This window comes from Acinetobacter sp. WCHA55 (genome assembly GCF_002165305.2).
In the GTDB taxonomy this organism is placed as follows: Bacteria; Pseudomonadota; Gammaproteobacteria; order Pseudomonadales; family Moraxellaceae; genus Acinetobacter.
In genome coordinates, this window is the sequence record NZ_CP032286.1 from 3,051,838 (window position 1) to 3,076,945 (window position 25,108).

A 25,108-nucleotide genomic window follows, 5' to 3' on the forward strand; every position below is an offset into this window, starting at 1 on the left:
TTCCAACATAAAGAAAAAAATTTAGGACAGGGTAATGTCTCTACTGCTTCAAATCACCCTCTTTTTGGCTGCGGCACTGATGATCGTTCCGTTGGCCAAACGGCTGGGGATTGCCACGGTACTCGGTTATTTATTTACAGGCATCTTACTCGGCCCCAGTGTATTAAATGTCGTCCATGACCCTGAGGATATTCATAAACTCGCTGAATACGGTGTGATTTTCTTGATGTTCATTATTGGACTAGAACTCCGCCCACAACGTTTATGGGAAATGCGTAAATCCATTTTTGTGATGGGCAGTTTACAAGTGATGCTCTGTGGCGTGCTACTGGCGTGCATTGTCTTTTTTGCCCTGCAACAACAGGTTGCAGCCAGTGTCGTGATTGGTTTTGCCCTTGCTCTCTCCTCTACGGCATTTGTGTTGCAACTGCTCAGTGAAAAGCAACAACTCAACACCACGTTTGGTCAACAGTCCTTTTCCATTTTACTCTTTCAAGATATTGCTGCAATTCCGCTGATTGCAGTTATTCCCCTTCTTGCGGGAACAAGCTCAACCCATCATGGTGTGGCCTACTTTGCAGCAATTGTGGCCACCTTTACAGGCTTATTCTTATTTAGTCGCTATCTCATGCGTCCATTTTTTCGCTTTGTGGCTAAAAGTGGCGCGCATGAACTGATTACCGCAGTCGGCTTATTTATTGTCTTAGGCGTGGTCGTGCTGATGGATATCTTAGGTATCAGTACCACCTTGGGCGCATTTTTAACTGGCGTGTTACTTGCTGACTCTGAATTCCGTCATGAACTGGAAGCCAGTATTGCACCATTTAAAGGTCTACTTCTCGGTCTGTTTTTCATGACTGTCGGGATGAGTACCCAAGTTTCGCTCCTGTGGGAAACCCCAAGTCTGATTATTGGCGGTGCGTTATTGCTGATGTTGGTCAAACTGCTGGCATTAACGGCCATAGCTCGCTACTTCGAGTTTTCATGGCGCAATAGTTTGATGCTGGCAACCTGTTTGGCACAAGGTGGTGAATTTGCTTTTGTAGTGCTCAATGTTGCCATGAGTGAACATGTAATTACACAGGCCATTTTAGAGCCAATCAATTTGATCGTGACCTTGTCGATGATTTTAACGCCTATTCTATACTGGCTGATGAGTTCGTGGGTGGTACCGCTATTTGAAAAAGAAACCGCCCCTATCTATGACGACATTCCCGATCAACACAACCCAATGATTATTGCGGGTTTCGGGCGTGTCGGACAAATTGTAGCGCGACTGGTTCACTTACAGCACCAAACCTTCACGGCAATTGACAGCAATATCGACAAGGTTGACTTTGTCAGAAACTATGGTGGCAAACTCTACTATGGTGATGCCACTCAACCCGATATCCTGCGTGCCGCAGGGATCGAACATGCCAAAGTTTTTGTGTTAGCCATTGATGATATTGAAGACTCAATGAATGTGGCACGCCATATTCGGCTCAATTATCCAGATTTAAACTTGCTGGTCCGTGCCCGCGATCGACATCATGTACATTTGCTGCGTGACTTGGGGGTAGAACATATTTGGCGTGAAACCTATTTATCATCTTTAGGGATGGCCTATTTTGCGCTACGCAATCTCGGAATTGCAGAAGCCGATGCTTATAAGAGTATCGAATTATTTCGAGATTATGATGAAAAACTGCTCGCACAGCAGCAAAGTATTTATAACGATGAACAGAAAGTATATGAAACACATCGTAATGCTCTGGCCGAATTAGAACACTTATTTGAAAGTGATACGCAGCTCCGTCAAAGTCCTGTCGGCGTTGACCTACAACGCGAGTTACAACATGACCGAATAGATGTCACACGGGATGAAGTAAAATGACTTGTGTTTTACAATATCGTCACCATTAAGACAGGATATTGGAGAAATTTATGTCTGATTTGCGTCAACGCTTTTATATTGAAGATAGTCCTGTTCGTGGTGAAGTGGTTCATCTAGAAGAAACCCTACAAACCATCTTGGCGCAGCGTGATTATGCACCTGCAGTCCAAGTACTGTTAGGTGAAATGCTCAGTGCCACGGCATTACTTGCCAGTACTTTAAAAATTAAAGGCCGTATTAGTTTACAAATTCAGGCTTCAGGTAGTTTTAAATGGGCCATGGCTGAATGTAATCACCTTGGTGAAGTGCGTGCCTTGGCGGATTATGAAACGGATCCACGCTTTAATGCTGCTGACAGCAGCAGTACTATATTGAGCACCCTCATCAGCCCTGTACTATTTATTAATATTGAGCCCGAATTTGGTGAGCGTTATCAAGGGATTGTGGCTTTAGACAAGCCAAATCTTGCAGGTTGTTTAATGCAGTACTATGACCTGTCTGCCCAAATTCCAACGCGTATTATTTTGGCCAGCTCAGCCCAACGTGCTGGTGGTTTACTCATTCAGTTGTTACCACGTAACAGTGAAGAGGAACAAGAACGTGTCGATCAAGACCTCTGGCCACGTTTGACTATGTTGACTGAGACACTCAAAACTGAAGAGTTAACCGACTTAGAAGCGAGTGAAATTCTTTACCGTTTATACAACGAAGAAGAAGTACGCTTACCTGAAGTTGAAGTACTGAAATTTGGCTGTACTTGTTCGAAAGAACGTTGTGCTCAAGCGCTTGAACAAATTGGTGCCGAAGCCGTTCGTGAAACGCTAGAACATCAAAACCCGATTACCATGGACTGCCAGTTCTGTAACACGCAATACAGCTTTAGTGCAGAAGAAGCCTTAGGTTTGTTTGGTGAACACTTAAGCTAAACACAGCATGAGCAATAAAAAAGAGCAGCATAGCTGCTCTTTTTTACGCCTTCGTTCTCATAAAAATAAGATAATTCAAATGATTCATCACTTTTATTCATAGATATTTCACTGGTCACACTGCTTAAATTTCGTTATAAATAAACCCATAATTTTTTTATGTCTTTATTTTTTCTTCCATTGGGGTTTTATCATCATGAAGTTTTCTTGCAGCCTTTTCGTACTCAGCAGTTTATGTGCCTTCTCCAGTTTTGCAGCCACCGATCCCTTGGTCGGTAAATGGAAAACCATCGATGATAAAACAGGATACTCTCTCAGTGACGTTATGATTGAAAAAGACAAAAAGAATAGCTATAAAGCAGTCATCGTAAGTACACGTGAAATTCCAGGTGCAGTAAAAATAGAAATCTGTAACAAGTGTGATGGTGTCAATAAAAATCAGCCCATCATCGGCATGACAACGCTCAGCCATTTGCAATTAGACGATCCCAAAGATTTAACCTATAGCCATGGTCAGTTACTCGACCCTTTCTCAGGGCTACGTTATGACGCATATGCACGACTCAGCAACAATGGTAAGCACTTACGAATTCGAGGAACGTCGATCGAAAATGGCGGTGGACGCAACATCACATGGGTCAAATATTAAGTATTCCTCATCTATCAAGGCCCCTTGCATTGGGGCCTTTTTCTTGTCATGTTTTGAAACAATAAGGAACATATCTTTACTGTTGAAATCTGCAGAAAGGCTGAATAATGATTAAAACTTAATCAATTTTTTTAATCTTATTTATGCCGAAGAACCATTATGAAATACTCGGTTTAACGCGAGATGCGACAGCCGAACAAATTAAAAAAGCCTATCGAAAATTGGCACGAAAGTATCATCCCGATGTCAGTAAGGAGCCTGATGCTGAAGCGCGGATGCAAGAATTGAATGTCGCCTATGACACCTTAAGTGATGAAACGAAAAAAGCTGAATATGACTTTGAACTCAATCACCCACAAGGCTCGCACCAATTCAACCCCAATGCAGGCTTTGGTGGATTTGATGAAGTATTTCGGAATACCCAAGGCGGGCAACAGATACATGATTTTTCAGGATTTGAAGACTTATTTGGCCGTTTTGGTTCAGGTTTTGGAGGATCAAACTATCAATATCAACGCCAAAATAGCACACGCCATAAAGGCGAGGACCAGCATGCACGTTTAGAGGTCGATCTTGAGGTTGGATTCCACGGTACTACCCAAACCATTACCTTACAGATTCCCACTTTAAATGCCTATGGTGAAGCGGAGATTCAGCGCAAAACGCTGGAAGTTAAAATTCCCAAAGGCATGAAAGAAGGGCAACAAATTCGCTTAAGTGGTCAAGGACAGTCTGGTATTCAAGGTGGTGAAAATGGCGACCTGTATATCGAAATTTATTACAAAGATACGGAGACCACACGCGTTGAAGGAGTTGATGTCTATCACCAACTGAATATTAGTCCTTGGGAAGCCGCTTTGGGGCAAAGTATCACCGCCACACTACCCAATGGTCGGACATTACAAATTCAAATTCCGAAAAATGCCAAAACGGGGCAACAACTCCGTTTAAAAGATCAGGGGATTCCAGCCAAAACGGCAGGACATTTATATTTAATTTTAAACATTGTTCAACCTCCTGCGCAGAGTGAGCAAGAACAGCAAGCCTACCAAGCCTTTGCTGAAACCTTCCCTCACTTTAAGCCGCGTCAGTCTTAAGGAGAAAATTATGACGACTATTCAATATCGTGAAATTATTTTAGACGGATGTCGACACGCTGAAATTGTTGATGAACAACATAGCTTTGATTTAAAGCATTTTGCTGAAGCCTGCGGACAAAGTCCTGAATGGGTTTTACAGCTGTTGGAATATGACATTCTGCCTAACCGACCCGATAACCGCATTCACCAATTTTTTGGTGATGATGTCTCACGTGCACGGCGAGCCTATCGCTTACAACGTGACTTTGATGCCAGCTTTACTGCAGTCGCAATGATGCTGGATTTGATTGAGGAAGTTCAAAAACTTCGTCGTGAAGTAAAACATTTACATCTCACTGACCCAGTTCAAACAACTCAACACTAGTTCTATAAAGAAAGATTGGCGCATGCCTTTCTTTCTTTTTTTTATTTTTGAATAAGAGGATTAGACGGCAACCATGAAACTCAAAGTTTGTAATAAAAAGACTAAGCTCATGTTTCCTGAATACCGAGACATGATTCAACAGCTTAGAGAAGACAATCCACATTTTTCTAAAATGTTTGACGACCATGAAGCTCTCGATCAGGAAATTTGTTTACTCGAACAAGACCCTGTCAGGATTCATCGTGGAGAGATTGAGCCCCTCAAACGCAAAAAGTTGTTCATTAAAGATCAGCTTTATCGGATTTTAAAAGGAGCCCAGTTAAAAACCTCTTAAATTAATCTCCCTGCGACGCCTACATATCCGAATAATAAATTGAACAAGGATAGCGTCAGCATGTAAAGAAATACCATAAAGCCCATTTGCTTTAGTGGTTTATGTAGAAAATCACCAAATTATTTTAATTTGGTGATTTTCTCTAAATCTTTAATCGTGCCCTTCACGGTTTGCTTGATTGGTTCATAATCGATAAACCAAAACAAATTCATATGTTGATCTGCATGCTGCTGTGCCAACATATCAATGACACTTTTTTCGCCACGCCCAACCAAATGGCGTCGATAAAAATAATACAGTAAAATCAATGTCGTCATTAACATAATACCCAACATGATCCAAAATCCTGTTGGAGACTTCAGCCCCGGAATAAACTCAAAGTTCATACCATACACCCCTGTCAGTAAGGTCAGTGGTGCAAAAATCGCAGTAATAATGGCTAAAATCCGCATATTTTCATTGGTTTGATTGGCTATGGCAGAAAAATGTAGATCGATTGCTGCTTGAACTGCATTTCTCAAGCGAATGGTATGCTTCTGAATTCGTTCAATATGACTGGTTAAATCATCGACACGTACCAGCATGATGTCTTGTTTTTCACTACGCTTTTTTCCTTTCAAGTGCGAATAATTATCGACAATTTCATCACGTAATTCTTGCAAAGTTTCGATTTGTTCTTCGCACAAATTTTCCACTTGTTGGAAAGCCATATTCTCCTGCAACAGTTGATGCCACTTGGTAAAACGGCGATGCCCTTGTAAAAGCTCTTGCTGCCAAAACTCTACTCGACGTGTCAGTGGCACACGTAAATCAAGATAACCATCTACCATGTTATTGAGTAGTCTCAAGGCCAAATCTAAAGGCGTTGCGGGTAATTTTCTTGGCTTATTATGTTCTTCAATCGGACGGCTCAACACCGTTTCCATCCGCTGAATATAGCTTTCAACTTCTTTATTGCCCTGCTCTCTAACCGTAATCAAGACTTGCGGCGTGAGCATAAAGCTAATCGGGGTCGTCGCCAGACCAAAAACCCGTTCATGTTTTTCAGCCGCTTGAATATCAAGCTTGATTTGATCATCAGGTGTGATCAGCTTACGAAAGATCAGTAAGTCATAATCTTCCAAAGTGTCAAAGGCACAAGGATGTTCTAAATTTAGAATGTCACGCAGATGATATTCATTCATCCACAGTCCCGTGGCCGCATAAATGTCCTGCTGCCAATGTTCTGCCCGATTAACCACATCATCACGGCTACACTCCACCCAAATAAACTCGGCTTCCTGCTCTGCAATTGGCTGTTTCTGCACATAGGTATGCTGTGCGGTGGGATGTTGATAGAAATAATAGCTTTGCATATCTCATTTATTATTGTCTGTCTTAGCCAGCATGATGCCATAAAAAAAGCCCTGAGTAAGCCAAAGTTTACCTTGGCCAAGCTCAGGGCTTTTAAGACAACTCAATTCACATGGGAAACACCATGTGAATTGGCAAGAGATTAAACTTGTTCGATGTCTTTCATTGTCAATTTGATACGACCGCGGTTGTCTACATCCGCAACTTGTACCTTAATTTCTTGACCTTCTTTCAACACGTCTGCCACGTTTGCAATACGCTCGTTTGAGATTTGTGAAATATGAAGTAAGCCATCAGTACCTGGAAGAATGTTAACAAACGCACCGAATTCAACGATACGAATGACTTTACCAACGTAAATTGTACCTGGCTCAATTTCAGCAGTCAGTGCTTGGATTTTTGCAACCGCAGCTGCCGCAGCAGCTTTCGTTTCACCAAATACACGAACGGTACCATTGTCTTCAATATCAATTGCAGCTTTGGTTTCTTCAGTAATAGCACGAATGGTCGCACCACCTTTACCAATCACATCACGAATCTTGTCTGGGTTGATGTTGATCACTTGGAATGTCGGTGCATGCATTGAAATTTCAGGACGCGCACGTGAAATCACTTGGTTCATTTCGTTCAAGATATGCATACGGCCTGCATATGCTTGGTTCAATGCAGCTTCCATGATTTCTTCAGTGATACCTTCAATCTTGATATCCATTTGAAGTGCAGTAATACCGTTCGCAGAACCTGCAACTTTAAAGTCCATGTCACCTAAGTGATCTTCGTCACCTAAGATGTCAGAAAGAACTGCGAAACGCTCGCCTTCTTTCACTAGACCCATTGCAATACCTGCAACTGGCGCTTTCAATGGAACACCTGCATCCATAAGTGATAATGAAGCACCACATACAGAAGCCATTGAAGATGAACCGTTTGATTCAGTAATATCCGATACGATACGAATCACGTACGGGAAGCGGTCAGCCGCAGGAAGAACAGCTTGAACACCACGACGCGCCAAACGACCGTGACCAATTTCACGACGCTTAGGACCAGATTCACGACCAGTTTCACCGACAGAGTATGCAGGGAAGTTGTAGTGCAACATGAAGTTGTCAGTTTTCGTACCTGCAAGGGTATCAACCATCAACGCATCACGTGTATTACCTAAAGTCGTGGTGACCAATGCCTGAGTTTCACCACGTGTGAACAATGCAGAACCGTGAGCACGATCTAACACGCCAACTTGGACGTCAATTGCACGTACAGTTTTCGTGTCACGACCATCAATACGTGGCTTACCAGACAAGATGTTGTCACGTACTGTACGGTATTTTAAGTCTTCAAATAATTCGTCAACTTCAGCAGCAAGACCAGTTTCATCTTCTTCAGGAACAAACTGAGCAACAGCTTCAGCGTGAAGCGCATCTAATGCTGCATAACGGTCTTGCTTAACAGCAATTGTGTATGCTTCAGAGATTTTCGCTTCGAATGCTTCTTTCAATTTACCAAGAAGTTCTTCGTTTTTAACTGGCGCAACCCAAGTAGATTCAACTGCGCCCGCAGCTGCTGCAAACTCTTTAATTGCTTGAATTGCAATTTGCATTTCGTCATGACCGAAAAGTACAGCGCCTAACATTTGGTCTTCAGAAAGTTCTTTCGCTTCAGATTCAACCATCAATACAGCAGCTTCAGTACCTGCAACCACAAGGTCAAGATCAGATTCTTTAAGCTGTTCTAAAGTTGGGTTAAGGATGTATTCACCGTTGATTAAACCAACACGTGCACCAGCGATTGGGCCTGCAAATGGAACACCAGCAATTGACATTGCAGCAGAAGCACCCAACATTGCAGCGATATCGCCTTCCATGGTTTTGTCAGAAGAAATAACAGTCGCTGTTACTTGGATTTCGTTGTAGAAACCTTCTGGGAACAATGGACGGATTGGACGGTCAATAAGACGTGAAATTAAAGTTTCAGCTTCAGACTGACGACCTTCACGCTTTCCATAACCACCTGGGATACGACCTGCAGCATATTGTTTTTCTTGGTAGTTAACAGTCAATGGGAAGAAGTCTTGACCTGCTTTTGCTTTTGGTTGAGCAACGATTGCAACAAGAACCTGTACACCACCCATCGTGATCACTACAGTGTTTGCTTGACGAGCAACACGACCAGTTTCTAAAACAACCGTGTGTTGACCATATTGGAATTCTTTACGAATAATATTAAACATAGACATGTATTGTTTTTTCCTAGTTCTTTTGAACAGTTATTTATCTAGTGGAGACCCCTAAGGTTTGGCATTCACATTACTTTTTTCAAGTAACGGTGGAAATGACAAAGCTTAGAAGCCGACCTCACCAGAAATTAAAAACATGATTTTAAGACACAAAGAAGGAGCGAAACATTCGCCCCTTCCCCATTACCTCGCGAAAGCGAGGTAGACTTTTTTTTCAGCGATAAAGCATTCAAGATGCGATAGCCCGAAAATAAAAGTTTAATCGAATTAACGACGTAAACCTAAAGCAGCAATCAAGTCGCTGTAACGAGTAGCGTCTTTACCTTTAAGGTAGTCAAGAAGCTTACGACGTTGGTTAACCATACGGATTAAACCGCGACGGCTATGGTGGTCGTGTTTGTGCTCTTTGAAGTGACCTTGTAAGTCATTGATTTGAGCAGTTAAAAGAGCTACTTGAACCTCTGGTGAACCAGTGTCGTTTTCAGCGCGAGCAAATTTAGCAATGATCTCTGCGCGATCTGCGTTTGTTAAAGCCATTCGATTTCTCCGAGATGCTTATAAGTTACATTTGATACAAATCAAATTGATTCTTCAAAACCAAGTTGACTGCCGTGCATCACTACAGCAAGGCATTATTTTAAGGGATCTAGCGCTATATTGCAAAAATGTTTTATGTTCGCAGTCAATTCAGCAACTGACGGCTTTGCACAAATCATGCACAATAATGACAATTCTGATTTTCAATATCAGACTCAAATCTAATAAAAACGAAGAATAGAGAGAAATTTGTGAAAATTTTATCTGCCAATACCTGTTATATCCCCCATGACCTTAACCACGTGATTCGTTCTAAGGATGAGGTCTCCGCTACCCTGGGTGGCATGAATGACGCACAAATTCAGAGTATTTGGGCCAGTGTAGAGGCCCTATATAAAACAGGAAACTACCCTTTCATCAGCCTCTGTTTACGTCGTCAGGGACAAATATTGTTAAATCGCAGCATTGGTTATGCGCAAGGCAACTCACCCGATGGTTTAGCGCCAAATGCGAAAATTGGCACACCCGATACCCCAGTTTGCTTATTTTCCGCCTCTAAAATCGTTACAGCCATGCTGATTCATATGTTGGATGAACGCGGTGATCTGAATTTACTCGATCCAATTAGCCATTATATTCCCGAATATGGCGTAAACGGAAAACGTCGTGCCACCATTTTCCATTTGCTCGCTCATCGTGGTGGCATTCCGCGTATTGATAGCAAAGTCACACCTGAACTGTTGTTTAATGAAGATCAAATTTTAGAACGCCTTTATGCTGCACAACCCGTTTCAGCTTCGGGTACACATCTGGCGTATCACGCCGTGACGTCAGGTTATATTTTAGGGGAAATTATTAAGCGGGTCACAGGTCAAACGGCCCGCGAATTTCTTGCTGAAAATGTCGAAAACCCCATGGGCTTAGATTATTTTAACTATGGTTTAAAACCCGAGTATCGAGCAGATGTCGCTTTAAACTATGCCACAGGTTTACATCCACGTTTAGGTACAGACCATTATCTCAATCGGGTACTGGGTGGTGGTTTACAGTTGGCGGTCGATGTAACCAATGATGCGCGCTTTATGGACACAATTTGCCCAGCGGGCAACATTTATACCAGTGCCGAACAAGCTGGACGTTTCTTTGAAATGCTCTTGAGTGGCGGCGAATACCAAGGCAAACAAATCATGAGTGCTCAAACAGTATTTCGCTCGACATTGGCTACGTCAGGCGTCAGTTTAGATCGGACATTATTAGTCCCAATGCGTTATGCCTTAGGCCCAATGTTAGGGAGTAACCCTATTGGGTTATTTGGACCCATGACTGGGCAAGCCTTTGGACATCTCGGGTTTTCCAATATTCTCTGCTGGGCCGATCCAGAACGAGATATTAGTGTATCACTGTTAACCACAGGAAAATCCGTCGTTGGGACCCATTTACCCGCTTTAGCGAAAACACTTTATCAAATCTCAAAACATTGTCCCAAAATCTTAAAGCACCAACGTCGCTCCTTATTTGCAACGGATCGCACCGAAACAGATTTAGTCTGAGCATAAAAAAAAGCCCAAGTAAACTTGGGCTTTTTTGCGCTGTAGTTTTCTTTTGTTTTTGTTCTTGTTGTTTTGGTTATCATTATAATAATTGCGCTTTTCCGCGTCTTGTATTAAACATTCCATGTTTAATTATTTACATCCTTATGTGACACATTTTGCCACATTACACAGAGGAAAAAAGTCGTATTTCACGCATCTTCATGTAAGCGATTGCTTACATAAAATTCTCATTTCCTCCATTATTGAAGCTAAAATTATTTTAAACACTTCATAGTAAAATTTTTAATCAAATAAAAAACAAAAACTTAAAAATATTTATACTTAATCTAAAGAATCATAACCTGTGTAATCTTGTGACGGTATCTCTTCAAGATTCAATCTATGACTGTATTTTTTGCTTCGACGAATAAATGGTTATTTTTTGTCACATTATGACAATTTATCAGATATAAAAAAGCCTTGTAGTCTCTCCCAAAACTACAAGGCTTAGCGGCTGTAAGTTTCCTCTTTCACCTACTTCACTGTAAGTTCGCTGTCTACTGACGTTATTATTATCTTTTTGCGATTATACTCAACATTCCGTGTTGAGCTCTTTATGTGAAGCCATCTTCTCAAAATCCTCAGCAAAGCTCTATGCGCAAATCGCCTGAATCCCTGTAAGCTATTTCGTACAAAACCCTTATTTGTTTATTAAAACTTCATAATTGAATTTGTTGGTTAATTTTTCTTGAAAGACCACTTTCTCGGGTAGTGCGCGTGACCATAGCATGTACGAATGCATCGGCATCGACCAGTAAACTGACGACTTTTTTCGCCCGCGTAATTGCAGTATAAATCAACTCTTTACTGAGTAATTTTTCAGCCTGCCGATCTAACACCACCGCAGTATGGGTGAACTCAGAGCCTTGCGATTTGTGAATGGTCAGCGCAAAAGCTGTTTCAATATTTTTGGGTAATCGTGTTGCAGCTACCCATTTATCCAAGCTGGGGAAATACACCTCAAATTGCAACTTGCCTTGTTGAATACGCTCTAAGCACAGGCCAATGTCTCCGTTCGACAAGCCCAGTTGATAGTCGTTATAGGTCATCATCACTGGACGTCCCAAGTACCATTCACCTTGTTTAATTTGTTTTGATTGTTCCAATAAACGTTGCTCAATTTGCAAATTCAGCTGTTTTAAGCCGAAATGCCCATGACGTATCGCAGCAAGAATTCGATAATCATCAAAACATTGAACTACTTTGGATACGAGAGACTCATTAGGATTTTGCTGATATTGCTTTAAAGCTTCGATATAGCCCTGAAAGCCGAGCATCAACAGATCATAATAATGTTGTAACTGCTCTGCAGATAAAGCCTGCTCCGGCAATAATTCAAGTTGTAGATAATCAACCTCGACCTGATCCAATTCAACCGCTTTCAAGGTCGTGGCATGTACCACTTGCTGTTGAAAATTATGCAATACGGTCTGTTTTTCGGCAGGATGCGTCATTAAGTCAAAACACGATTGCTGTTGAATAAATTGTGCTAACTTTCCAATCCGTGCATCTGATTTGAAACGACGACTATTGACCAAATTGACTCTATTTTCAGCCAAAGCTGGAACCTGTTGTAAATCGGCGAGCACAGAACCGACATCGACCGAAGCCAACTGATCGGCATCTCCCAATAAAATCAAACGGGCTTGATTCGGCATAGCAGCAAAGAGCATCTGTGCCAAATTTAAATCCAACATGGAAGCTTCATCAACGACAATCACATCATAAGGTAAAGGTTGTCTGCTATGAAAACGCGGTTGCTGCGTGTTTCCTAGGCCCAAGAGTCGATGCAATGTCACAGGGTTTAAATTTTTCAAATCTGGGGTGATGAAGTCTTGTAACTTTTCATCCTGAAAAGAGTTCTGAAGGGCTTCTTTCATCCGCTGTGCCGCCTTACCTGTCGGTGCAGCCATCGCAATACGAATATCAGGTAAACTTTGCTTGAGCACCGCAATAATCCGCGCCAAGGTATAGGTTTTCCCTGTGCCCGGCCCCCCTGTAATGATCGCAAGTGCCTGCTCAGCCACCATAGCCAAAGCCTGTTTTTGATAGGGATCTTCAAGTAAATCGGCATAAGCTGAAAGATCAACTTGCGTTAAATTTTGCAGTTTTAACCGTGCTACTTGCTCGGCCAACGACTGCTCTAAAGCCCAATAGCGATACAAATATAATTGTCCCTGATCATAGACAAACGGTGCTTTTTGTTGCTGTGCCTGCTGTTCATCTATCATCAGATCATTTAAGACAGTGGTAGCTTCAGCTGAAACCGAAATACAACTCTCACCGCGTAGCATGGCTTCAAGGACCTGTTGAATCACTTCACTTCGGGCTTCGGTGGGGCCTGTTTTACTTAGCGGTGACTGCTGAATAAACTGACTCCAACGCGTTAACCATGTATCTATCTCGACAGCCTGATCAATAGTGGCTTTACACACATTTTCCACACGGTTATCCTCAAAGTTATCCACAGCTTAATTGTTTGTTTATAGGTGACTAATTTCACTTAATTCAGCAGTTTTGCCTACATGATTTTCAGTAGAAGTATCCTCAGCAAAACAACCCAAAATGGCATCTAGTCTTAAAATAAACTCTGGGCTGGCACACCAACTTAAAACCCCTTGATTAGGCTGCCCATTCATTCCTCTCAAATAGAGATAACTCGCCTGCCCCAGATGTTCTTCAATGTCATAGTCCAGCAAATTCACTGATAAATAACGATGCAAAGCCACCAAATACAAGCCCGCCTGTAACCAATAACTGGCATGTGACATATTCAATTGGATTGCGTCATAACTATAGCTCTGCTGATCTGCCCCTAAGAAATTACTTTTATAATCGGCAATGTGATAACGCTGACCATCAAAATAAACCAAATCAATCGAACCGGTCAGATAACGAGCAGAATTGGCTTCATTTAAGTCGAGTAGCTCAATGCCGTATTCTTGAAACAATGCCTGTATGCGTTTAATCGCCAACACATGATCGGACAAGGACAAATAAAAAGGAAATTCAGCCAAGTGTTCATCGGCTTTGAGTTGCTTCAACTGAAAACCTGCATGCAAAGGCGTTTCGAGCACATCTGCTAACCACTCTTGCATCCACAGCACCAATTGAGTTTCATCATCCTGCCCAAATTCGAGTTGATATTTGCCCAATAACTCTTGCCACAATAAGGGGCTATCATTTTTAAAACGACGATGAATTTCCAGTCCCCAGTCACGTGAGTCCTGAAAGTCAATATGCTCGAAAATTTCGTGCAGGAAAGTTCCCGCAGTCGTCCCCATTGGAAACTGCCGTTTAATCCACGCCAAAGGCTGACTCAGCTCCACATTCTCAAGTACAGGATGATTGATCTCATCATCCGCACTGCCCACTTTCTCGCTCAAAACCGCCAAGGCATCCATTGCCTCTTTACGACTCAAATGCTGTGCCAACGCGCTAAAACTGGTTTTGGAACGTGGATAAAAACGCTGTTCAGGAAAGGCCAAAGCTTGCAACTGAATCACCTCTTGCTGCTCCGCTGGCTGTAAACGGATCGGCTTTTCAATCAGCAACATCTCATCACCACTGGCAGGATGCTCAAACAGATTACCTGCTTGGCCCCGCCAAAATGCCAATGCCGTATTTGATTTTAATTCCTGATCTTGCATTAAGGCATATACGCGATGGCTGGCACGGGTCAATGCGACGTACCATAAGCGATGCTGTTCTGCTTCAGCTCGTTCATTGTGTTGAGCAATCGCGGCGGGATCTAACAGATTGGCATCATTTACCGCAACAATGCGCTGTAACTCGCTCTGACCTGTATTCGGATTGATCTGTTCCAGCGTTGAAAAGTTTAAGGTTTTATTCATTTCCTTAAAGTCTTTGTCGGCACCCAGCAAGAACACGATTTTAAACTCTAGACCTTTGGACTGATGAATGGTCATCAACTGTACACCTGTGGCATTGGAGAGTTTACGCTCCAGCTCCCACTCACGTTCCGCAGGTAAATGTAACTGTTTGAGATACCAATGATACAGTTTCTGCGCGCCTTGAAACTGCTCACTATGCTGACTCAATAACTCAGTCAAATGCCGTAGATTGACCACAGTCCGTTCGTTATCTCGGCTTTGGTAAGCCACCAAGTTTTTCCACACTTTAAACAGGTTTAAAGCGTACTGCCATGCACTTAAAAAGCCTTTATTGATCCACATGTCGCGGATGTCATCAAAATCCGCCATAAACTGGCTCAGACCGTTGGCTTGCTTTTCCAGTTCCAGTAACTGTTTTAAATCAATTGCCAATAGCCTGCTCAAAAGCGCACGGCGAACTTTGGCTTCATCAAAAGGATGCATCATTGCGGTCAATAGCGCACCGACATCTTTTGCGACCTGACTTTCAAATACACTGCGTTTAGACGGACGGTTGACCAAAATTCCCAAACGCTCTAGTTCAAACTGAACTTTGTCCAAGCCATCATGGTTTTTCGACAACACCGCGATATCATTTGCCCCCATAAACTGTGGCGGATCATCTGCCACATACAGTTGCTGTTGAATGCCTTGGTTGATTAAATCACGAATTTTCCATGCCACTTGTTGAGCTTCATTCTTTTTATCTTCAAGTAACAGCCAACGCAGCGGAACATGGTTTTCACCCTGTGCATCGACCAAAGCGGGATGGGGTCGAGTCCCTGCTTCTACAGGCTGATAATAGACCTGCTCACCAAAGTCCTGTTGGCGTTGGAATAAAGCATCCACCACCTGTACCAGTTTTTGCACAGAGCGATGATTATATTTCAAACTATACTGCCGACCTTGCTTTGCCAAAACATCTAAACGCGCTTTGTTATAGGTCAGCATGTCCCCCCCACGAAAGCCATAAATAGCTTGTTTCGGATCACCGACCATAATCATACAGCCTTGAGGATAGCGCTGTGCATCACGCCAAATCCGCGCTAGCATGTCATCTTGGTCTTGGTTGGTGTCTTGAAACTCATCCACTAAAATGAGTGGATAGCGTGCCTGTACAAACTGGGCAAAGCGCCTGCCCTGCTCGCCCTGTAAAGCTTCTGACAAGGTCCGAATTTGTTGGGCAAAGGTCGTTTCACTCTTTTGCTGCAACACTTGCGGTAAACGCTTTTTCACCTCGGAGCTTAAGTGATATTTTAAATACGCATCCAGCACATCCAAATTAAGCTCTAGCTCTGCCAACGCCTCTAGGAAACTGCGCACCTGTCGCCACACTGGATGCTGTTCAAACTGTTCCAATACATCCACGGCACATTTGTTTAAGACTTTTTTCGTCGCGAGGTCGGTCAAGTGCTTTAAGGTTTTTTCAAAATGTGGCGCAAATAAAGCATAAGCCCGTTGCTCTTTCAGTGCAGTCAAAAAAGCAGGTAAGTCCTGACATAAAATACGCTCCATCAAAGCATCAGTGCGCCACTTTTTCCCTAACACCGCGTGGTACTGCCCCTCAGGGGCATAATAGTCCTTCAAGCTTTCAATTTGCGTCACATCCAGCGCAGTAAATTGATCAATGGCCTGTTCAAATTGTGTCAAATCAAGTGCAGGTTTTTCCACCTGTTGAAACTGTGCTGATGCAAAGTTCAAACTATTTTCGACAATCGGCACATAAGCCTGTTCGGTTTTTAATTTTTGTTTTAACAGTAAATAATTCACCACAGGCTGCGACTGTGCCTGAATCCACTCGCGCAACACGTCATGAATGAGCTGTTGAGTATAACTCTGCGCATCATCAGTGATATCTGCACGCTCAATCTTGCCACTTTCAAAAGAAAACTCACGCAGTAGCTTTTGACTAAAACTGTCCAATGTCCCGACAAATAACTCATCTAACTGGTCAATCACTAACTTCAAACGCTCTTGAGCGAAACCAACCCGTTGGGCATAGTCTGTGAGTACTTTGATAAAAAGCGGATCTTGCTCTGCGGAAATTTTGGCCTGTATTTCTCGCTCGGTTAGACTTTGACAACCTTCAAAATAACGTAAGGTTTCAATCAAGCGTGCCCGAACACGACTTTTCAGCTCCGCAGCGGCAGCACGGGTGAAAGTGGTTGCAATCACCTGATTCGGCAAATAGGCCCCGAGAAAAATGCGTACCATTAAACTGGATAAAGTAAAAGTCTTGCCTGTGCCTGCTGAAGCTTCAATCCAATGCAAGCCCTGAAAGCTCATATCGGCAATGGGTTGATAAGACATGTTCGATGGAGTGACCTGAGACTGGGCTGTCATGACTTAGTCCTCAAGGCTTTGCTGATGCAAAAAAATCGGATGATATAGCTCATAAGAAAACTGCTCACAGGCATGGGCAAGTAATGCTTTGGCATCCTGCTCTTGTAAAATAAACTGCCAGTCGCGGTGTGCTTTATTGGCTTCATTTTCAGTCATTGAAAAACCACTAAAGCGACCATCTTCTTCCCAAACTTTATAAATGACATCCATATCAGCAATCACCATCTGTTCCTGATCATTCAGTTGCCATTCATGCGTTTTATCTTTTTCTGCAATTTTCAACAGCAAGGCCGCAGGTAAAACTAAGGGCTGAGTTTGTGCATACTCCCATGCTTTCAACCAAGGCTTGAGCCATTCACGTGCCTGATTTGAACTCACACCAGTACATAAAATGGTTCGGTCACTAAACACCACGATGCGTTGATATTGCTGTCCGCCCTCACCTAAGTTCACATAAGCCAACCACAATAAATACTCCAACCAAACTTTGGCACGGCGCTTTGCTCTTGCACTAGACGCTTCCAGACTGACCCATTTTTCAGCACTGTATTTGGCTAGGGTAATATTGATCTGTAAATGTTCATTCACCTTCCAGACTTGTTGGGTCGTGGCTGTGGTCTCAGGTGCATAGCGTTGTAAACGTGTCAGCAAGCGCTGCTGCTCAAGCACGCTCATTTGCCAGACCCCATCTTGCACTTTACCAATCGGGAGTTGATCCATCAGAAGATTGGCATCTGCTTCTGCTTCATGTTGTTGTAAAAAATGACGAATGGCATAACGTCCTAAACCATCAAGTAGTAACGGCTCTTGCGTTGCAGGAATCTCTTCTGGTTTTAAGTTTTCCACGCCTAAAATCTTAAGGTACAGCCGTGCAGGAAAAGTGATGTCTTGAATCCACTGCTGACTGTCAAGAACTTGAACGTCTTGCTCTAATTTTGGATACGGCGTGTTGACCCAACTGCTGCGTTGCCCCGATGCATGTTGCAATTGTTTCGCGACCTGAAACCATTGATCTTGAAAACGAATACTGTGCTCAGACTCAAAACCACGTGGATCAAAAGGCAATAAAGGATGAACATGATATAGCGATGCTAACTGTGCAGGGACAGCGACGCCATGCTGATCAACCGTTGCATTGACACTCTTGGTCTGTGTGTCAGGCTGCACAATAAAGGCCATATGCTGAATCAGTTCTTGCAATACCGTAGACGGATCACGGACTTCACCATCGTTGATATCAAAGCCATTATAAAATAACCATACGTTCTCTTGTGCCAACAACAACGCATCTAGAAAAGCCCCTTGATCGTCTTCCAAACGGGAACGATCCCCCAGTTGTGGCTTCAGTAAATCCATCAAGTCAAAAGGCAAATGCGCACTACGGTTAGGAAACTTGCCACTGTCCAAGCCCAACATCACAATCAGCTTATACGGCACAGGTCGAATCTGGCCAATTTGACTAAATGTGATCTGCCCTGTGGGTTCTGCATAGTCCAATTGCGCTTCTAAGGTCTTTTGGATTTCTTCTAATACATAAGGCAAAGGTAAACTTAAACTGCGCAGTGCATGATGATCATGTTCGTCATAGAAACTTGCCAAAGTCAGCATACGTTCTTGTTTTTTGACGATCTTATACACTGCGGTCAAAGACTCAACACCCGCGGCTTCAAACTCGCGGATATCCTCCATCAAACGATTCAGCCAAGTTTCCGCCGTCGTCCGTTGCCCTGTTTCATGCGCGATCATCCACTCGGCACGGTGTTTAAAATCCTGATAAATTTCAATCAAAACACCAATCAGCTCAAAATCACTCGACTGTACTTGGGCATAGCTCAAGGTCTCATGAAACAGCACATGTTCTGGTACAGCGATGCCTAAAGCCAAACGATCTAAAGCAAACTTCAGACTATAACGATAGTCCTCATCCCCTTCGGCCAGACTGCGTTTTAAATGTTCAGCATCCAATCCGCGTTTAAAGCCTGCGTTGATCAACAGCTCCGTCATCCGCTCAATCATATTCATGTCTAAGCCATAGCGTTGCTGCGTTGCATTTAAACTGAGCCAATCGGCAAAGTCCTCAATACTGAAACGCCCCCGCACCAAAACCATCCGTCCCAACACAGCTCGCCATGCATTTAAAGCATCGAGTTGAGTCACACCGGCCAGCTTAATGGGCAAATAAATACTGTCTTTACTCAGTTGATGGCCCTTTTGCAAAGCCTCACGCTCATGCGGTGGCGGCGCAAAAACACTGCGAATAAACGGCTCTAGCTCAGTCAAACTGGGTGTCAACACCAAAATATCACTTGGACGTCGCGGTGCATCAGCCATACCCTGAGCCAACCAATGCGTCAGTTGATCTTTGAGGACTTCAAGCTGTCTAAGGCTAGAATGACAAACATGAATCTGTATCGAGTCATCTTGTTCAGTCAAGACATACTGATGCTGTTCAGGTTCTACCAAATACAGGACATCAGACTGAATTTTACCAAGTAAAGTTTCTGGGTATTCATCCACAAAGACATCGGCCCACACCCCATCCTCACCTGAAGAAAGACTGGAAAGTAAAGAGAAATGGTCGCGTGCCTGTTTACCAAATCGGGTCAGTAAAGGATGACGAGACTCTCGGGTTTCTGCATTAAAATTGAGGGTAAACTCATCAAAAAACTGCTGAATCTCTGCATCATTGGCCTTTGGATTTTTTTCAATAAAACGCTGCTTCACCCGCGCGTCATAACGCGCTTTCCAGTTAGGATCGACACTGTCCGCCCAGTATTCTTGCGATGGGTTATAGTGAAAAATAAAGATATCGAGGTATTGCCCCAAGCGATGCAAAAACTCCAACTGCTTTGGCGGTAAATCTAGAACAGTAAACACCACCAACTGCGCAGGCAACTTTCTAAGCGCAGCATCTCGGGTCTCTGCTTGATCGAGTAAGTCCCAAAATGCAGTATCAATACGCTGAATTTGTTCAAAGTCGGCATGGAACACCACCTGCCAGAGCCAGCGCTGCCATGCTTCCAATTCATGCGCTTGATTGAGTTGAAAAGCACTGAGTTCCTGATGGGTTTTAAAGAACATCTGCTCCAAATCGAGTGGCTGGTTTTTGCCCCACGCTTGTAACCAATTGGTCTGACAACGGCAGCTTTGCGGTGGACAACCTTTGGTGCAATGCCCCCGATAATCCATATAAAAACTAAACAGCCGTGAAACCTGCTCCGCCACCCAATACAGCATGCTTTGTTTTTTCAGCTGTTTATCAATGCCTTGTTGCAAACGGTCAGCACTGGCATAGATACGCTGAATGATCGGATACAACGGATGAGCAACCTCTAAAGGGTTCAGCTCGGCTTGTATAAATTCTTTTAAGGCTTGAAAGACGCGCCATTTAATAATCAATCGCGGAATATTGGCTTTACGAACTTCGTCTTTTTGATTGACCAAAACCCACTGATAAGCAGACCACTGAAAGCCACGTATACGATGATGAAACTGTGTGTTGGCACTGATGCCCTGCTGTTCCGCCAACTTTTGTGTTAGCCACGCCTCAACCGCAGGTGAAGGGACAATAAAGTGCTGTGCTTGCAATACTTGAAAGGCATTTTTGGCTGGTTTAAAGACGGTTTTTTGCATGGCTTGCAACAGAACATCAATACGCTGACTTTGTATTACGTGTATTGCCATGTTTCCCCTCAAATAACCGTCTTATGAAAAATCTACAAAAGCACACAGATTATTGACTATACTTCTGGTTCTGTCTATGTCACTTTGATGACATATTTCTATTTAAAATTTGCTTTAAAATAGACACTTTAAGCAAAACTAGAATCAATGTGAATCAAGATATTTTAGGGTTTAGAAAATGAAATTAGAGCACATTCCAGAAAAAATTGACCCCTCTTTGAATTTAGAACAAATCCGCGAAGAATGTTTGGATTTAGTCAAAAAGCGCGCCTATTTTTCCGCAGGTGCAGCGGTTATTCCAGTCCCTTTCCTTGATGTGGTGATTGATGTGGGTATATTGTCACAGTTGATTCCCGAAATTAACGCCCGCTTTGGTTTAACCCCTGAGCAAGTCAGTGTCTACGACCCAGAAACCAAGCAAATACATTGGTCAGAACTACGTAAACGTGGTGTGGAGTTCTCTGGACTGGTGGTGGCACGTACCGCCGTGAAGAAATCCCTCAATAACATGGCAGCCAAATACATCACCAAACAAGTCACTAAATTCATCCCCTTAGGTGGACAAATGATTGCAGCCAGCTTGGGTTATATTGTGATGAAAAAAATTGCAGAAACCCATGTGGAAGAGTCGTATAAGCTCGCCAAAGGCATTCAACTGAAACAAGCCGCTGAACAAGGTGTGCCTGTTGCAGCACCAGTGACCCAAATTCCCTTAAGTTAAAGAACTAAATCTACCTCTATAAAAAAACGGTCAAATGACCGTTTTTTTTACGTTTTTAATCTATGTCGCGATCCGCTTTGAGCTGTTTTAAAATTGCCCTTAAGACTTCAATTCGGGCCTGTTGTTTATCATTGGTGGAAATAATATACCAAGGTGCATAACTCATATCGGTATGTGCAAACATATCCGCGGCTGCCTTTAAATAATCATCCCATTTGTCGCGATTGCGCCAATCTTCTTCAGTAATTTTAAAGCGTTTATGTGGAGTGCTTTCACGAGCTTTAAACCGCGCCGCTTGTTCATCTTTATCAATCGCTAGCCAGAACTTTATCAGTACCGTTTGACTATTCACCAAATTTTTTTCAAAACGATTGATTTCCGCATAAGCGCGTTGCCACTCTACCTCAGTTGCGAAGCCTTCCACCCGCTCTACCAAAACGCGTCCATACCATGTCCGATCAAAAATAGTGATGTCATCCGACTGCAATTTGCTCCAAAAACGCCATAGATAAGGACGGCGTAACTCATATTTTTCAGGTGCAGCAATGGTATGAATTTCATATTCTCGCGGGTCGAACTTTTTCACAATACGCTTAATCGCCCCACCTTTACCCGCAGCATCCATCCCTTCAAAAGCAATTACCACTTTACGGTCATCACAGCGGATGGCATCAGCCACTTGTTTGGTGAGTTTTTTCAATTCTGCTTTATAGCTGTCCGCCTCCGCGGTCACAGGGGCAAACTGCGTCAAACTTTCCGGTACAGCGGCTTGCTGCCACTTTAATGCCGCCTTTTTCTCGTGTTCTGGACAGTGAAGCAGTGCCGTTAAAATGGCTTGTGCAAAATTGTGATTACGCACATCTTCATCCTCACCATCAATGATTTTCCAGTCGTCGGTGAAACGCGTACGTAGTTTTTGCAAAGTGTCGTATTGTTTTTTATTACGCCAGTCTAGCCCATGCAATTTATGCCAATGCACTTCGCTCGGATCCATATCATCCAGACGTTTTTGCAGAGACTTCCACGACAAATCGAACCAGACTTTTAAGACATCTACGTTGTTGTTTTTTAAGTCCTGTTCAAAAGCCCGCATATTGCTGATGTATTCGTCAAACAAGGTGTCATCTAAAGGCTTTGAAGCATGCATGGCTGTAGCTAACAAGTCCCCATACCAATTACCAAACCACACCATAATTTGTCCCTCAGCAGGTACAAATCGGGTATAAGGCTGCCAAAACGGTTGTTTCAGATTAAACAAATGTGGAGTATCTGCTTTGACATATAAAAAACGTGGATCGACCCATTCACGTAGTTGCTTCACTGCTTCGCCCTTGCCTGCAAGCTCAATTCCACTAACTAAAATCACCAAACTTTTTGCATTGCTCTGATCACGGGTGTTCATCAACGCATATTGCGCTTCAATTAAATCCAGTGAAAGCTGTTCTTCATTCAGCTCTGTATTGACTGTTATTTCTGTGTTCATAACCCCGCCTTTCTTGTATTTAATCAGATCACTAGATCCTAAAAAATGATGGTCTAAATGATTTTCATATGTATCTTTTGACTACTTCTACATCAAACTGACCACAAATAAATAGTTTTTTTGTCACTTTGTCATAGCGAGTTCCATCATCACGCACTAAGATTTAGCTATCTTTAAATAGAACTGAGACAGCACATGTCCAAACTCGCCGCCCTCGATGAGCTTTTAGAACAATATTACCAATTGCATTATCATCAAGATTCGGTGCTCTTCCAACGTTTACAAGATGTGCAAGTCTGGCAAAAGCAACGGATGCAACGCACGCATAACCGTGCGTTCGCAGAAAAGCAAAATCTATTAATGGCCGAGTATTTTATCAACCGTCTATATGGTGGCCCAGATTTTGACGCTTTGGCAGGACAAATTGCACGCTTGAGCAAATATGCGCACAAAGCGGAGAAATTAATTCCAGAAAATGCCATTAGAACCGGTACCTCTGGGGTTGAGTTGGCGATTTTGGCAGTGCGACTGGACGAGCAAGTGGCGATACAGCTCCTCAAGGAACATCATCCTAGCGAGCCTTTAACCGACGACTTAATGCGCCAAGCCTATTTAAAACTAGAACAAGGCGAAGAACGCTTGAAACAGCTATATTTACTCGATCAATTGGGTAAAAACCTCGATAAATACATGCGCTCATTTATGGTCTATACCGCATTTAAGATGTGTAAAGGAACGGCCAATAAATACAACTTCAATGTCATGTATGATTTTATGCAAGATGGCTTTTTGGCCATGAAACCGCTAAAGTCGGCAGAGAAATTTGTGAAAGACTTTACTGCGGTGGAACGTCAAATTATTGATAAAGTCCATGCAGGACATTTGTATCCTTTTCAGTAAATTTCAACGAATGACGTGATAAAAATAAGCCAGCAGCAGCTTTGCTCTGCTGTTTTTCTGTATATTATTCAGCACAATTGCATGATGATTACTGTACAACGTCCTAGAATCTGTCATCATGCATGCACTGCAACATTTACCCTATTGCTATGTTAGGAGTGACTCCCATGTCGAATGAAAATCAAACGCCTACCGCTACTCAAGAGTCGGCACAAAACACAGACAAAGTGAGTCCATTTTTAACTGAACCATTGCCCCAAGGCACAGCACAAGGTCAGCAAAAATCATTACAACAACAGTTGACTGATACCCCAGTGACGGGTTCTGTACCCAAATACAATCTTCCTCGTGGTGCCAACACAGGTAACGTCGGTAGTACCACACACTTTGGTTACCAAACGGTTAGCAGTGAAGACAAAGCTCAAAAAGTGGCTGAAGTTTTCCACTCGGTTGCCAGCAAATACGACATTATGAATGACTTGATGTCTTTCGGTATTCACCGTCTATGGAAACGCTTTGCGATCAATATGTCAGGGGTACGTCGTGGTCAACGCGTTCTCGATATTGCTGGCGGGACAGGCGACTTGGCTAAAGTATTTAGTCGTGAAGTCGGCCCTACAGGTCATGTGGTACTTTCAGACATTAACGAATCTATGTTGAATGTGGGTCGTGATCGTTTAATCGATGCCGGCTGTACCAATGTTGACTTCGTATTAGCCAATGCTGAAACCCTAGAGCCGTTTGAAGACAACAGCTTCGACCTACTCACAATCTCGTTTGGTCTACGTAATGTGACCGATAAAGATGCAGCACTTGCAGCGATGTACCGCGTGCTTAAACCAGGTGGTCGCCTGCTGGTATTAGAGTTTTCTAAACCTGTATTTGAACCGTTTTCAAAACTGTACGACCTATATTCATTCACCGCACTGCCGATCATGGGCAAAATCATTGCCAATGACTCAGAAAGCTACAAATATTTAGCTGAGTCGATTCGTATGCACCCAGACCAACGCACGCTCAAAGGTATGATGGAAAATGCAGGCTTCCAAAACTGCGACTATCACAACCTGACAGGTGGTATTGTTGCTGTACACCGTGGTTTTAAACTTTAAAATTA

The 25,108-nt window shown here is 43.0% G+C and carries 17 protein-coding genes; 10 read left to right on the forward strand and 7 right to left on the reverse strand.

Annotated elements, in window-relative coordinates:
• Positions 1-34 precede the first annotated feature (34 nt).
• From CDG62_RS17485 to CDG62_RS17510, 6 genes are all read left to right on the forward strand, one after another.
• Complete coding sequence (locus CDG62_RS17485) at positions 35-1,876, forward strand: monovalent cation:proton antiporter-2 (CPA2) family protein (RefSeq protein WP_087527026.1); 1,842 nt, start codon at positions 35-37, stop codon at positions 1,874-1,876.
• A 50-nt stretch (positions 1,877-1,926) separates the two neighbouring features.
• Complete coding sequence (locus CDG62_RS17490; protein ID WP_087527027.1) at positions 1,927-2,802, forward strand: Hsp33 family molecular chaperone HslO; 876 nt, start codon at positions 1,927-1,929, stop codon at positions 2,800-2,802.
• A 196-nt stretch (positions 2,803-2,998) separates the two neighbouring features.
• Positions 2,999-3,451, forward strand: a complete 453-nt coding sequence (locus CDG62_RS17495; RefSeq protein WP_087527028.1) for a DUF2147 domain-containing protein — start codon at positions 2,999-3,001, stop codon at positions 3,449-3,451.
• Positions 3,452-3,594: 143 nt separating this feature from the next.
• Positions 3,595-4,548 carry a DnaJ C-terminal domain-containing protein gene (locus tag CDG62_RS17500; RefSeq protein WP_087527029.1) on the forward strand — a complete coding sequence of 318 codons (954 nt, stop codon included), beginning with the start codon at positions 3,595-3,597 and terminating at the stop codon, positions 4,546-4,548.
• Between the two features lie 10 nt (positions 4,549-4,558).
• Positions 4,559-4,915, forward strand: a complete 357-nt coding sequence (locus tag CDG62_RS17505) for a chaperone modulator CbpM (protein WP_004978810.1) — start codon at positions 4,559-4,561, stop codon at positions 4,913-4,915.
• A gap of 73 nt (positions 4,916-4,988) precedes the next feature.
• Positions 4,989-5,249: a YdcH family protein gene (locus tag CDG62_RS17510; protein ID WP_004692664.1), complete on the forward strand. Its 261-nt coding sequence runs from the start codon at positions 4,989-4,991 to the stop codon at positions 5,247-5,249.
• A gap of 119 nt (positions 5,250-5,368) precedes the next feature.
• Here the strand turns inward: CDG62_RS17510 and CDG62_RS17515 are convergent, their stop codons facing one another.
• The 3 genes from CDG62_RS17515 to rpsO all read right to left on the reverse strand — a co-directional run bounded on the left by CDG62_RS17515 (position 5,369) and on the right by rpsO (position 9,375).
• Complete coding sequence (locus CDG62_RS17515; protein WP_087527030.1) at positions 5,369-6,604, reverse strand: magnesium transporter CorA family protein; 1,236 nt, start codon at positions 6,602-6,604, stop codon at positions 5,369-5,371.
• 140 nt (positions 6,605-6,744) lie between these two features.
• Positions 6,745-8,832, reverse strand: a complete 2,088-nt coding sequence (pnp, locus tag CDG62_RS17520; protein ID WP_171405763.1) for a polyribonucleotide nucleotidyltransferase — start codon at positions 8,830-8,832, stop codon at positions 6,745-6,747.
• 273 nt (positions 8,833-9,105) lie between these two features.
• On the reverse strand, positions 9,106-9,375 hold the full coding sequence (gene rpsO, locus CDG62_RS17525) for a 30S ribosomal protein S15 (protein WP_004692669.1): 270 nt from the start codon (positions 9,373-9,375) through the stop codon (positions 9,106-9,108).
• 251 nt (positions 9,376-9,626) lie between these two features.
• Here rpsO and CDG62_RS17530 point away from each other — a divergent pair, with 251 nt between their 5' ends.
• Positions 9,627-10,925 (forward strand): serine hydrolase domain-containing protein, encoded by a 1,299-nt coding sequence (locus CDG62_RS17530; protein WP_087527032.1) that lies wholly within the window; start codon positions 9,627-9,629, stop codon positions 10,923-10,925.
• Between the two features lie 701 nt (positions 10,926-11,626).
• Here the strand turns inward: CDG62_RS17530 and recD are convergent.
• From recD to CDG62_RS17545, 3 genes are read right to left on the reverse strand one after another with little or no spacing between them, the layout of a single operon-like run.
• On the reverse strand, positions 11,627-13,411 hold the full coding sequence (recD, locus tag CDG62_RS17535) for an exodeoxyribonuclease V subunit alpha (RefSeq protein ID WP_087527033.1): 1,785 nt from the start codon (positions 13,409-13,411) through the stop codon (positions 11,627-11,629).
• Positions 13,412-13,450: 39 nt separating this feature from the next.
• The gene (locus CDG62_RS17540; RefSeq protein WP_087527034.1) at positions 13,451-17,203 is read right to left on the reverse strand and encodes a UvrD-helicase domain-containing protein; all 3,753 of its coding nucleotides are present in this window, start codon (positions 17,201-17,203) and stop codon (positions 13,451-13,453) included.
• A gap of 3 nt (positions 17,204-17,206) precedes the next feature.
• Positions 17,207-20,887, reverse strand: a complete 3,681-nt coding sequence (locus tag CDG62_RS17545) for an exodeoxyribonuclease V subunit gamma (protein ID WP_087527035.1) — start codon at positions 20,885-20,887, stop codon at positions 17,207-17,209.
• Between the two features lie 178 nt (positions 20,888-21,065).
• Between CDG62_RS17545 and CDG62_RS17550 the strand changes: the two genes are divergently transcribed.
• Positions 21,066-21,608, forward strand: a complete 543-nt coding sequence (locus tag CDG62_RS17550; RefSeq protein WP_087527036.1) for a hypothetical protein — start codon at positions 21,066-21,068, stop codon at positions 21,606-21,608.
• Positions 21,609-21,663: 55 nt separating this feature from the next.
• Here the strand turns inward: CDG62_RS17550 and CDG62_RS17555 are convergent, their stop codons facing one another.
• Complete coding sequence (locus CDG62_RS17555; RefSeq protein ID WP_087527037.1) at positions 21,664-23,091, reverse strand: phosphate--AMP phosphotransferase; 1,428 nt, start codon at positions 23,089-23,091, stop codon at positions 21,664-21,666.
• A gap of 195 nt (positions 23,092-23,286) precedes the next feature.
• Between CDG62_RS17555 and CDG62_RS17560 the strand changes: the two genes are divergently transcribed.
• Together CDG62_RS17560 and ubiE are read left to right on the forward strand one after the other, a co-directional pair.
• The gene (locus CDG62_RS17560) at positions 23,287-23,991 is read left to right on the forward strand and encodes an FFLEELY motif protein (protein ID WP_087527038.1); all 705 of its coding nucleotides are present in this window, start codon (positions 23,287-23,289) and stop codon (positions 23,989-23,991) included.
• A gap of 167 nt (positions 23,992-24,158) precedes the next feature.
• A complete protein-coding gene (gene ubiE / locus CDG62_RS17565) occupies positions 24,159-25,103 on the forward strand; it encodes a bifunctional demethylmenaquinone methyltransferase/2-methoxy-6-polyprenyl-1,4-benzoquinol methylase UbiE (protein WP_058868807.1) in 945 nt (314 codons plus the stop codon).
• The last annotated feature ends 5 nt before the right edge of the window (positions 25,104-25,108 follow it).